At 62.0% G+C, this 11,588-nt stretch carries 7 protein-coding genes, 1 tRNA gene and 3 pseudogenes; 5 read left to right on the top strand and 6 right to left on the bottom strand.

The annotated features are described in order from the left end of the window. Window positions 1-4 precede the first annotated feature (4 nt). A complete protein-coding gene (locus tag AWB83_RS26555) occupies window positions 5-736 on the top strand; it encodes an RNA polymerase sigma factor FliA (protein WP_087048605.1) in 732 nt (243 codons plus the stop codon). Between the two features lie 38 nt (window positions 737-774). On the opposite strand, the gene AWB83_RS26550 is transcribed toward AWB83_RS26555, so the two are convergent. Further along, the gene (locus tag AWB83_RS26550) at window positions 775-1,869 is read right to left on the bottom strand and encodes a GGDEF domain-containing protein (RefSeq protein WP_087048604.1); all 1,095 of its coding nucleotides are present in this window, start codon (window positions 1,867-1,869) and stop codon (window positions 775-777) included. Window positions 1,870-2,060: 191 nt separating this feature from the next. Here AWB83_RS26550 and AWB83_RS26545 point away from each other — a divergent pair, with 191 nt between their 5' ends. Beyond that, window positions 2,061-3,086, top strand: coding sequence for a Rieske 2Fe-2S domain-containing protein (locus AWB83_RS26545; protein ID WP_087048603.1), 1,026 nt, complete (start codon window positions 2,061-2,063; stop codon window positions 3,084-3,086). A 212-nt stretch (window positions 3,087-3,298) separates the two neighbouring features. Here AWB83_RS26545 and AWB83_RS36550 read toward each other — a convergent pair. Further along, window positions 3,299-3,390 (bottom strand) — tRNA-Arg (locus AWB83_RS36550). Window positions 3,391-3,480: 90 nt separating this feature from the next. On the opposite strand from AWB83_RS36550, the gene AWB83_RS26540 reads away from it, so the two are divergent. Continuing rightward, on the top strand, window positions 3,481-4,620 hold the full coding sequence (locus tag AWB83_RS26540) for a tyrosine-type recombinase/integrase (RefSeq protein ID WP_087048672.1): 1,140 nt from the start codon (window positions 3,481-3,483) through the stop codon (window positions 4,618-4,620). A gap of 238 nt (window positions 4,621-4,858) precedes the next feature. Here AWB83_RS26540 and AWB83_RS26535 read toward each other — a convergent pair whose 3' ends face one another. The 4 genes and pseudogenes from AWB83_RS26535 to AWB83_RS37845 all read right to left on the bottom strand — a co-directional run. Beyond that, window positions 4,859-5,158, bottom strand: a complete 300-nt coding sequence (locus tag AWB83_RS26535; RefSeq protein WP_087048602.1) for a flagellar protein FliT — start codon at window positions 5,156-5,158, stop codon at window positions 4,859-4,861. A 23-nt stretch (window positions 5,159-5,181) separates the two neighbouring features. Then, window positions 5,182-7,002 (bottom strand): flagellar filament capping protein FliD, encoded by a 1,821-nt coding sequence (gene fliD, locus AWB83_RS26530; protein WP_087048601.1) that lies wholly within the window; start codon window positions 7,000-7,002, stop codon window positions 5,182-5,184. Between the two features lie 139 nt (window positions 7,003-7,141). Then, window positions 7,142-7,528: pseudogene (locus AWB83_RS37850) on the bottom strand (flagellin); the annotation flags it as partial. A 951-nt stretch (window positions 7,529-8,479) separates the two neighbouring features. Then, window positions 8,480-9,373: pseudogene (locus AWB83_RS37845) on the bottom strand (flagellin N-terminal helical domain-containing protein); the annotation flags it as partial. A 256-nt stretch (window positions 9,374-9,629) separates the two neighbouring features. Here AWB83_RS37845 and AWB83_RS26520 point away from each other — a divergent pair. Further along, complete coding sequence (locus AWB83_RS26520; protein ID WP_087048599.1) at window positions 9,630-10,682, top strand: IS110 family RNA-guided transposase; 1,053 nt, start codon at window positions 9,630-9,632, stop codon at window positions 10,680-10,682. Between the two features lie 680 nt (window positions 10,683-11,362). Beyond that, window positions 11,363-11,588, top strand: a pseudogene (locus AWB83_RS37000) (hypothetical protein); the annotation flags it as partial.

Below are 11,588 nucleotides of genomic sequence, written 5' to 3'. Positions count from 1 at the left end.
CAAGATGTATAACGCCCAAGGCAAACTCTCACAGTCGGACGTGCTGACGAAATATGCGCCGCTCGTTCGCCGGCTGGGGCTTCAGCTCGTCGCCAAGATGCCGGCGAGCGTCGATCTCGACGACCTGATCCAGGCCGGCATGATTGGCCTCATGGATGCGGCGAGCCGCTACAAGGAAGATCAGGGCGCGCAGTTCGAAACCTACGCGAGCCAGCGTATTCGCGGCGCGATGCTCGACGAGCTGCGCGCGAACGACTGGCTGCCGCGCAGCATGCGCAAGACGTCGCGTGAAGTGGAGTCGGCGGTGCACAAGGTCGAGCAGAACCTCGGCCGCGCCGCGAGCGAGACGGAGATTGCCGAGCACATGAACATGCCGCTCGACGAGTACCAGTCGATGCTGCAGGATTTGCACGGCAGCCAGTTGATCTACTACGAAGATTTCGACCGCTCCGCCGACGACGAGCCGTTCCTCGACCGCTACTGCGTCGATCGCTCGGACCCGCTTTCGGCGCTTCTGGACGACAGCCTGCGCGGCGCGCTGATCGACGCGATCGACAAGCTCCCCGAGCGCGAGAAGCTCCTGATGAGCCTCTACTACGAACGCGGCCTGAACCTGCGCGAAATCGGCGCGGTGATGGAAGTGAGCGAGTCGCGCGTGTGCCAGCTGCACAGCCAGGCGGTTGCGCGTCTGCGTGCGAAGCTGCGCGAGCAGTCCTGGACGAGCGTCGAGGCCTGAAGACATTTGCCCGCCCGACGGCGGGCGAATGAAGTTGCCTAGCCTGATTCGAAGTCGCGCGTTTCGGCGAACACGGTCTTGCCTTCGCCGAGGCTTTTTGCGCGATACATCGCGCGGTCGGCGGCGCGCAGCACGGCGCTCATGTCGGCCCGGCGCGCGGCCGTGGCGCTGGAAAGCAGGCACGCGCCGATGCTCGCCGATACCGACACCGGCCGCTCCTGCACCGACGTGATCGTGCTCAAGGCCGAGTGGATGCTGTCGGCCACCGACAGCACCGCCCCGCGGTCGCGGACCTGATGCGCGAGCACGACGAACTCGTCGCCGCCTAGACGCGCGATGGTGTCCGTCTTGCGCATGCGCCTCGCGAGCAGTTGCGCGAACGACTGCAGCAGCATGTCGCCGACGGCGTGACCGTAGGTGTCGTTCACTTCCTTGAATCCGTCCAGATCGATCAGCAGGAGCGCGGTGGCGCCGTTGTCGTCGGCTTCCGGCGCGTGCATCGCGCGATTGACGATCTGCTCCAGCGCGTAGCGGTTCGACAGGCCCGTGAGCGGATCGGTCGATGCCTGACGCGCCAGGTCGCGGTTCGCGTTGCCGAGCCGATCGACGAGCACGCTCAGATACACCGATGCGCCCAGCACGCTCAGTCCCAGCCCGATCGCGGCGGGAAGATTCGCACTCCACCACGGCTGCCAGATCCCGAGCGCCACGACGACGATGAGCGCCGTCACGCAAGAAACGGCGAGCGTGCGCTTGCCATAGCGGCATCCCGAGCCGATCAGAAACCAGAACACTACCCAGAGCAGCGGCAGCGCGGTCGCGCCGCCCGCGGCGAGCGCGAGCCCGAGGAGCGCCTGATCGGCGATGGTCGTGACGGTGAGACGCGCCAGCGACGGCGCGCTCATGCGGCTCACGACGAGCAGCGTCATCGCGCCGTAAGCCACGTAAAGCGCGATGAGGCGCGTGACCAGCGATGCGTCGTGCGACGGATGCAACCATGCGAAGACGCCGTAAGCCAGAAGAACCGCCGCTCCCATCCAGACCCGAAGCGTGGCCTGCTCGCGTTCCGGATTCCGGTGGCCGGACCATGCGTAGGCATAAGCCCGGCGTGCCGGTTGATGCGCCTGCTCCATACTGAACCCCCGGATGGTGATCTCTTGCCGTTTTCTCTTGCTGTTATGTATTGCGGCCCCGTCGCATGACATCGGTGACGAGTTCCATCGAGTTGCACCGCGCGAGCGACCCGCTATTTTGCAACTTTTTGCGAAGGCGCTGGGTTTCGTGTAAGAACGGCGTTCGGACTTCCTTTTTACGGTTCACCGTGATGCGCGACGAATCTCTTTCTCTGGCCGGTGAATGGTTGCCGGTGTGCAATAGCGAGGACGTGCCGACGGGCGGCGCGCGCGGGTTCATCGTCGCGGATGAGCGGATCGTCGTGTGGCGGGACGGCGTCGGCGCGGCGCATGTGTGGCGCGATTACTGTCCGCATCGCGGGGCGCAGTTGTCGCTCGGTTCCGTGATGCGCGATCAGATCGCGTGTCCGTATCACGGCTGGAGCTATGACGTCGAAGGGCAGTGTCTGCGGATTCCGTCGAATCCGTCGTTGCGTCCGAGCAAGCGCGTGTGTGCGACGACGTTCGTCAGCGAGGAGAGGTACGGCGTCGTGTGGATGTGCTTCGGCGAGCCTTCGTATGCGCTCGATTTCTTCCCCGAAGCCGCGATTCCTGGTGGCAGGCGGATCAACCTCGCGCCGCAGACGGTGAGGTCATCGGCGCCGCGTGTCGTCGAGAATTTTCTGGATATGGCGCACTTCTCGTTCGTGCATGTGGGGATTCTTGGTGAGCGTGCGCATACCGAGGTGCCGGATTACGAGGTCGTTCAGATTCCCAATGGCGGACTGGAGGCGCGGCAGTGTCGCTACTGGCAGCCTGCGGGAATGCCGGGGCAGGGCGGTGGCGCGATGATCGATTACGTGTATCGCGTGAAGCGGCCGTTGATCGCGAGCCTCACGAAGATGGCGTCGGGCGGGCAGGGCGCGCTGCATATCATGCTGGCGGCCTCGCCGGTGACGCAGACGGAGACGCGCGCGTGGCTCGTGTCGATTCACGAAGACGACACGAGGCATGACGATCAGGCGCTTTATGACTTCAACATGGAGATCCTGATGCAGGACACGCCGATCGTGGAGTCGCAATGGCCGAAGTGTTTGCCGCTGGATCCGGATGCGGAGTTGCATCAGCGGTGTGATCGGATGTCGGTGGCTTACAGGCGATGGCTGGCGGGGATGGGGTTTGGGTATGGCACGGTGCTTGATGCTTTACCTAGGGCTTTACCTAGGCCGGCGGGCTGACTCCGCTGGCTCGAGCAGCGCTTCTTCTGTCTGCTTGCGGGCAGGTCGTCGCTTGACGAAATAAGCACCGTCGATCAGCACAGCAGTTGGCGCATCCCGTCTCCAGACGTGAAAGCAACCCAGTGTTCGGCGTGTCCGGGATAGTTGGACCGCGTACTGCCAAGGGCGGGATGACTGGGTGTTATTAAACGAACCGGCGGATGAAATCTATTTGGCGCGCCCGGCTGGGATCGAACCAGCAACCCCTGCCTTCGGAGGGCAGGAAGGGACGTTTATGGCGGTATGCCTAAGTTCAACATAGCGCCTTAAAGTGCTGAGAAATAAAGACTTTTAGATCATTGACGTTCGGCGGGGTTCACCGTAGACGTTCCGTACAGATTCCGTACGGATGCATATGCCAGTTTCGATCAACTCCAAGACAGCTCGTGACAAACTTGCGCCTCGGCGCGAGCCGTACTGGTCGCGCATTCAGACCGGTCTATTTATCGGGTATAGGAAGCCGGAGCAGGGGCAAGGGACATGGATTGCGCGCCGCCGGTCCGACGATGGAAAACAGGCATATCAGTCGCTTGGCACCTTTCCGGGCTACGACGAGGCCGTGAAAGCTGCAAATCAATGGGCCAACGCGATCGATGCAGGCGTGTCATCGAAGGGCATGACCGTGAAGGCGGCCTGTGAGCACTACGTGAAGCACCTCGCGCTTCACAAAGGCGCTGCAAGCGAGCGCGATGCAGAGGGGCGCTTCAAGCGACTCGTATATGACGCCAAGATTGGGAAGGTCGACCTTTCCAAACTTCGAACGTCTGACCTCACGGCATGGCTCGCGATGCAGGTCGAACGTGACGAGGACGACGCTGAAGACGAAGACGATCTGAGGCGCGCGAAAGACAGCGCAAACCGTAATCTCGCCTCTCTGAAGGCGGCTCTCAATCTGGCTTTGCGCGATCGGCTGGTCGCCACGGATGCCGGATGGAAGACCGTCTCGAAGTTTCGCGACGTAGGCCGGCGGCGAGACGCGTTCTTGCCAGCGCCGCAGAGAAAAGAGCTGGTGAATGCGTGTCCTGCGGATCTGCAGCGCCTGGTTACGGCTCTCCTGTTGACTGGAGCGAGGCCGGGGGAATTGGCGAACGCGAACGTTCAACACCTCAATCGGGAGCAGGGTACTCTGGCGCTCCAAGGAAAGACGGGCTTTCGCGTGGTGACTCTGTCGTCCGCCGCATTGTCGTTCTTTGCCGATTGCTCAAAGGCGAAGATCGCGAACGCGCCCCTGCTAGCTACCGAGTTCGGTCAGCGATGGAATAAAGACAGTTGGAAGAAGCCGTTCAAGGCCGCTGCTGCCGCTGCCAAGCTTCCTCCTACGGCGGTGATGTATTCACTTCGCCACACGGCAATCTCGGAGATGATTGCGGCGGGGATGGATTCCTTCGTAGTGGCTCGACTGGCGGGCACATCGACCGCGATGATCGACCAGCACTATGGCCACCTGCGTCACGACAAGACGCGAGCGAAGCTGGACGCAGTAGCAATGTTTTGACGCGGAAGTAGGGAAGCGACCGGACAGTCGCAGTCAGATCTCGTCACGAGCGCTCATTCTCGAGGCGACGGGCGGCGATCAACCCAGCACAACTGGTCGCGCGGTCGAGCATCTAAAGGCCGATAAAGAAGCAGTCCGGTCATCGTGTTCAACGTAACATATCAGGGCAAATCCTTCCGGGAGGACGGACGAGGCGAGAACGGGGCAGAATGCGTGGCCTGTCGTGATCGTTCGATGCCTAGAACCGTGCCATCTGCTGATATTGGCTCGCCGCCTTCGCGTTTTCCATCGACTGGCAATACGTCGCCGAAAGATTTACCTGCTCAGCCCGCGCGCGTGAGGCAACTGCGTTGATGCTCGCCTGGATCTTGCGGATGACCACGAGCGCCTCCGCCGGCTGGTCTGCCTGCAGGGACATCAGCATCGGCGAGCGCGCCTCGGCGAGGCTAGCCGCGTGCTCCCAGTCTTCCTTGCCCACCGCCAGTTCGATCGCCTCGGTGAGCGTCCAGGCGTCTTGGATCAGTCGCTTTTGGTTCATGATTCGTCGATTCCTTTGCGCGATCAGCTCTTGTTGGTGGCCATCGCCCCCGCGCTGTTCGTGCCGCCGAAGAGCTGCGTCAGATATTGCGAGTTATTGTTCATCGTGGCCATCAGCGTGTTCAGCGCGGTGAACTGCGCCTGATACTGGTTGGTCAGTTGCGCCATGTAGGTCGACAGCGCGCTCTGCTGCGTGGTGATGTTCGTCAGGTCTTTGTTGATCGCAGCCGTTTCGGTATCGATGAGGCCGCCCGTCTGAGTGAAATTCGTGATGCTGTTGTTCAGCTTGGCTGCAATGCCGGTCGTCGAGTTGAACAGCGCTGCGACCTTCGACGGTGAAGTCAGCGCGGTGTTGAGCGCGGTGGTGTCCGTGGTCAGCGAGCCGTCCGCGTTCAGAGTGATGCCGATCGCGCTCAGGTTGATCGTCGAGTTGCCGCTCATCACGCCGCCACTGATGATGCCCGCGAGCGTGCTGCGCACGGTGTTGAGCATCGAGTCGCCGAGGAGCGGGCCACCCTGGGAGCCTGCTGCCTGCGTGGAGTCGAACGAGGTGAGCGTGCCCATCGTCGTGACCATCGTGTTGTAGAGGCTCACGAAGTTGTTGATGGCGGTCGCCTGCGACGTGGTGTCGGATGCAACCGTCAGCGTCTGCGCGTTGCCGGTGCTAGTGCCGGACGATGACGTGCTGCCGAGCGCGGCCGCCGTCAGGTTCAGCGTGACGCCCGCGATCGCGGTCGTCGACGAGTTGCTGGAACTGCTGACTTCGGTGCCGTCGACGGTGAAGAGCGCATCCTGCGCCGATTGCGTTTGCGTCCACGCCGGAGTGCCCGACGAAGTGACGGACGACGTCGTGGCCATGTCGCCGAGACTCGACAGTCCCTGATCGTTCTGCACGCCGCTCATGGAGACGGTGACGGGGTCGGTGCCGCCGTTGCTCGAGGTGAGCACGAGTTGCGAGCCGCCGGACGTGGTGACGACCTTGGCCGTCACGCGCGGATTGCCGGACGCGCCGTTGATTGCCGCCGCGATGCCCGAGAGCGTGTTGTTCGTCGAATCGATGGTGAGACTCATCGACTTTCCGCCGATGGACACGTTCATCGTGCCGGTGCCGAGCGCTTGCGTCGAGCTGAGCGCGCCCGAAGTCAGCGCCGGCGACGAACTCACGCCGAGGCCCGACAGGCCGGCGTCATTCTGGACGTTGCTCGTGCTGACGCTGATCGTGTTCGAGGCGCCCGTGCTCGACGAGCGCAGCACGAGGTGCGCGCCGTCCGTGCCGGTGACGATGGTCGCGGTGACGCCGGGGTTGTTGCTCGCCGAGTTGATCGCCGATGCGATGCCGGAGAGCGTATTGTTGGTCGAATCGATGTTGATGCTCATCGACTGGCTGCCGAGCGCGACCTGCAGCGTGCCGGTACCGAGCGTCTTGGTCGCATCGTACGCACCGGAGGAGAGCGTCTGGGCCTGCGCGATCTGCGAGACCGAAATGGAGTAGCTGCCCGCCACGGCGCCGACGCCGGCCGTTGCGGTGATGCCCGAGCCGCTTGCGGTCGCCGTGTATGACGCCAGCGTCTTGCCGTTCGTCAGATTCGTGAGGCTGGCCTGCAGCGCGCCGAGCGCCGACTTCAACGTGCCGATGGCGGAGAGTTTAGTGTTGTCGCTCGTCTGCTGCGAAGTCAGCGCCGCCGTCTGGCTTGCCGTCTTCGCGTTGACCAGTGCGCTCACCAGAGACGATACGTCCATCGACGAATTGCCGGTCGAGCCGCTGATGATGGACTGAGCGGCTTGCTGAAGCGCCGTGTTGCTGCTTGCGCTCGTGCTGGTGGTGGACGTCGAAACGGTGGACATATGGAAAGCTCCGTGCCTCGGTAAATCAGTGAAGCCGTTAGTGTCTTAGAAAGCATTGCGGGAGGCCAGGCCTCCCCATACAACTGCGGCATGCGCGCCACATGAAGCGAGCGGTGCGCATGCCGTTACCGCGAGATGCTTAGCCCAACAGCTTCAGAACCTGCTGCGGCAACGAGTTGGCTTGCGCAAGAACCGAGATGCCGGCCTGTTGCAGCACTTGAGCCTTGCTCAGGTTCGCCGTTTCCTGCGCGAAGTTCGCGTCGGTGATCTGCGACTGAGCTTGCGACAGGTTCGTCGACATCGACTGCTGCGTCGTGGAGATCGCCGTGAAGCGGTTTTGCGCCGCGCCCAGGCTAGACTGGATGGTGTTGACCGCGTTGAGCGCGTTGTCGATCGACTCCATCGCCAGGTTCGCACCAGCCGTCGTGCTGATGTTGATGTCCGACACCTTGACCGGCTGGTTGTTGGTGTTGGCGGAGGTGATCGCGCTGGCTGCAGCCGTCACGTTCGGGTTGTTCGCCAGCGTGCCGACGCCCGACAGTGCGTCTGCGCCCGTGCTCGTCGCGCTGCCGACCGAGAAGAGCTTGGCCGCTTGGCCGTTGATCGCGCTGTTGGTCGATTCGCCAGTACCGTCGGCCTTGACGGCTGCGAAGGTGTAGCCGCCGTTGCCGTCAGCGTAGACGTCCACCGATGAGTACACTGCCGAACCGCTGCTCAGCGGATTGCCGCTCGCGTCGAGGTTGACGGAGACGCTGCCGAGCTTGGTTGCAGAGGTGTTCGCCGCCGCGGTGTTGATGCCGCTGAGGCCGCCAGATGCGGTCGCGTCGGCGGTCAGCGCGCCCCCGGAAAGGCCCAACGTGGCAGGTGCGCCGTTGGCATTCGGGGCAGACGTGAACAGGCTGGAAAGTGAAGTGGCCGAGGTGCTGGTATCAACTGACGACCCCGTACCGTTTGCTCCCGAATACGCCTGGAAGGTGTACCCACCCTTGCCGTCAGCCAGAACCTCGATCGATTGGATGGCCTTGCCGACACCGGGATTGACGGCCGTCTCAGCCGCGAGATTCGTACCGTCGAGATACTTGCCCGCGTCCAGGTTGAGCGCGCCGAGCTTCGTCCCTGCTGCAGCGTAACCCGTCTGATACGTCGGGGCAATATAGTTCTTCGCTGCCGCGCCGCTCAGCGCCGTCGCAGAGGTGCCCGCGTCGGTGGCGCCGAGTGCGTTCGAGCCCGAATTGGACAGCGCAATGGTGCCCGGAGTCGAACCCGAAGCTGCCGTCGTCGAGAACATCGTGGCGAGCGCGGCGCTGCCGGTCGTGCCGTCCGACATCTTGACCTGCGACGTGATGTCCTTGCCGTTGCCGTCGAGCGCCTGATACGTGTAACCGCCCGAACCGTCTGCGTTGACCTGGATCGAGTTGATCTTGGTCGCGTCCGCGCCCGCTGCTTCGCCCGACAGGTCCAGCTTGAGCGGCGTGGTGCTGGTCATCGCCAGCGTTGCGAGCGGCGAGCCTGCTGCCGCGAAGCCGCCTTGCGTGACCTTGGCGTTGGCCGTCTGGATAGCTGCGATTGCTGCCGTCTGCGAAGCGGTGGCGCCGCTGGTCAGCGCGCCTTGTGCCGTCAGCGTCATCGACGTGCCCGTGCCCGTCGTGGCCGAAGCGCCGCCGAACAGGCTGGCGACCGCGTTGCTGCTCAAAGCCTGGTTGTTCTGGTCGGTGAACGAGAAGCCGCCCTTGCCATCAGCGAGAACGTTGATCGACGTCAGGGTAGCCGTCGAGCCTGCAGTTGCGGCGTTGCCGGTCTTCGCGTCGAGCGACAGGCCCGTCATCGTGCTGAGCACCGAACCCTTCGCCACGACGCCCGTGCCAAGGTTGGCAGAGGAAACGCTCTTGCTGAGGTCGAGACTGATCGTCTGGCCGACGTTCGCGCCGATCTGGAAGTTGACCGTGCCAGCCGAACCGTCGAGCACGCTCTTGCCGTTGTACGTGGTTTGCGAAGCGATACGGTTCACTTCGGCGATCTGCTGCTGGACTTCCTGCTGCAGCGACGCCTGGTTGTCCGCCGTGAGGCCGCCGCTCGACGCTTGCACTGCCAGCGTACGAATACGCTGCAGGCTCGACGTGATCTGGCTCAGACCGCTCGTTGCCGTCTGGATCATCGACACGCCGTCGTTGGCGTTCGACACGCCCTGGTTCAGGCCGTTGATCTGGGTTTGCATACCGGTCGAGATCGCGAGGCCGGCCGCGTCGTCTGCTGCGCTGTTGATGCGCTTGCCCGACGACAGGCGGGTGATGGCTTGCGACAGAGCGTTTTGCGTGCCGTTCAGGTTTTGCTGAGCGACGAGCGAGTTGATGTTGCTGTTGATTCCGAGCATGAAATTTCCCCTTGGGAGACTTTGGGTCTGGCTTTGGCTGAAACACCGAATGTATTACCGGGGCGGTCCTGCCTTTCGGTGATAGCCGGCCGCCTACTTGTGGTTGACGGCGGTAACCCGAGAAACTTAAGCAGAAATGTCAGGAGAAAGCCCTGACATCGGCCGAGGCTGTTCAACTTATTTAGCGAGCAGTCGTGAGGCGCTTGAAGTAGCAGGCGGAGCCAGTATTATTGAAAGACGCTGGCAGAGGTGACCCATGGAGAACGCGGCACTGATCGGGCTTGATCTAGGTAAAAACGTCATCCACCTTCACGGTCAAGACCGAGCGGGGCAGCAGGTTTTTCGTAAAAAGGTCGCCCGCACCCAACTTCTGAAATTCTGCGCCGCGCTGCCGCCCTGTACAGTCGGGATGGAGGCCTGCGGTGGTGCACATTTCATAGCGCGCGAACTCGCGGCGCTTGGACATCAGGTGAAACTGGTCTCGCCGAGGTTTGTCCGGCCCTTTGTCAAGAGCAGCAAGAGTGATTTCGTCGATGCGGAAGCCGTCTGCGAAGCGGTCTCCCGACCGTCGATGCGTTTTGTCGCGCCCAAAAGTCCATCACAGCAGACGTTGTCGGCCTTGCACCGCGTTCGGCAAACGCTCCTGAAGGATCGGGTACGCACCGGCAACCAGATTTATGCCTTTTTATTGGAATTCGGTGTCAGCCTGCCGCCCAGATCCAATCTTGCCAAGCATTTGCCGAGCGTACTCGCTAGCCAGTCGATGCCACCGAGCATGGTGAGACTGCTTACTCACTTGCAGGCACATTTCGTCTATCTTCAGGCCCAGATTGCCGTCGTAGAAAAGGAGCTTTCCAGCGAACTCGCGGCCGATGAACTCGGCCAGAGGCTGCTGACCATTCCAGGAATCGGGCCGATTACCGCGAGCGCTCTCGCCGGTGAGCTCGGAGACGGGCGACAATTTGCCAGTGGCCGTGATTTTGCGGCGTGGCTTGGACTGGTACCTCGCCAGCGCAGCACAGGCGGCAAGACGACCTTGCTGGGGATTGGTCCAGGAACAGGCAAGCCGCTTCATACGTTACTGATTCTGTGTGCCCATTCCTACATGCGCAGCGTACACCGTAAAACCGGCCCCCTTGCCGAATGGGTGCGCGCGGTGAAACTCCGACGGGCAACCAATATCGTCGCGTGCGCCTTGGCCAACAAGCTTGCGCGAATCGCGTGGGCCATTGCCAGCCAGCATAGCAGGTTTGAGCCGGAGCCGATGAGCCGCCGGTTGCCCGAAACCAATAGTAGTTCCGCACCTTAAACCTTTGTTGCTTGAGTGTAGTAAGAGATGGAGCCATCGAGACGTGGGCAATCCCGGGAAAAAATTGGCTTTTGAAGCCGCTTCAGGAAGGGATGCGTCGACCGATCATCCATCCGTGCGCGACTGTCAGACGTTATCGTCGGTCGCCGTTGCTATCCAGGTGATCGCTTGATCGTCCAGCGCAGACAGACACTCCATTCCCTCTGTGGCTCATGATGAACCATGAAGCCGGTTAAGTTTTCGGAGCCGTCTGCCGTCTAACGGATAGCTTGGTGCCCTGCGGGGCACTCCTTTTGATGATATCGGCGAACTGGCTCGCGGAATCCGATCCCTGAGATATATCCGCGTCTTGTAAATGTAAATGCGCCACTGCTGGGTACGGAATTCGGCCAGCGGTGAAATAACGACAACTGGAAGAAGCCGTTCAAGGCGGCAGCGGCTGCAGCAAAGCTACCGCCTACCGCCGTTATGTATTCGCTACGGCACACAGCGATCTCAGAAACGATCGCCGCGGGCATGGACTCGTTTGTTGTCGCGCGACTCGCCGGTACATCGACCGCGATGATTGACCAGCACTACGCCACCTGCGACACGACAAGACGCGAGCGAAGCTGGACGCAGTAGCGATGTCGTGAACTGAGGGCGGTGAACCAGACCTCGGGGCACGCAGGCGCACCGGATTGACCATCGATGCACTTGACAGCGATGTTATGTTTGTTTATGCTTTTGCCATCGTGTCCAAGTTGCGACATGACTCAGCGGCCCGCCTTGTGCGGGCCGTTTTCGTTTGCGCTTTAGCATCTTCTCGTGGTCGGCTCGCAGCGCCGGCCTTTTTTATGGTTCATCGAGCTTTTCCGGGGAACGCGGCGCGGATCTTGAGGAAGAAGTATTCCTCGTCGCGATACC

The organism is Caballeronia ptereochthonis, assembly GCF_001545075.1.
Classification (GTDB): Bacteria; Pseudomonadota; Gammaproteobacteria; order Burkholderiales; family Burkholderiaceae; genus Caballeronia; species Caballeronia ptereochthonis.
The sequence above is the reverse complement of the archived record's forward strand: the minus strand, read 5'-3'. Positions and strand labels throughout refer to the sequence as shown.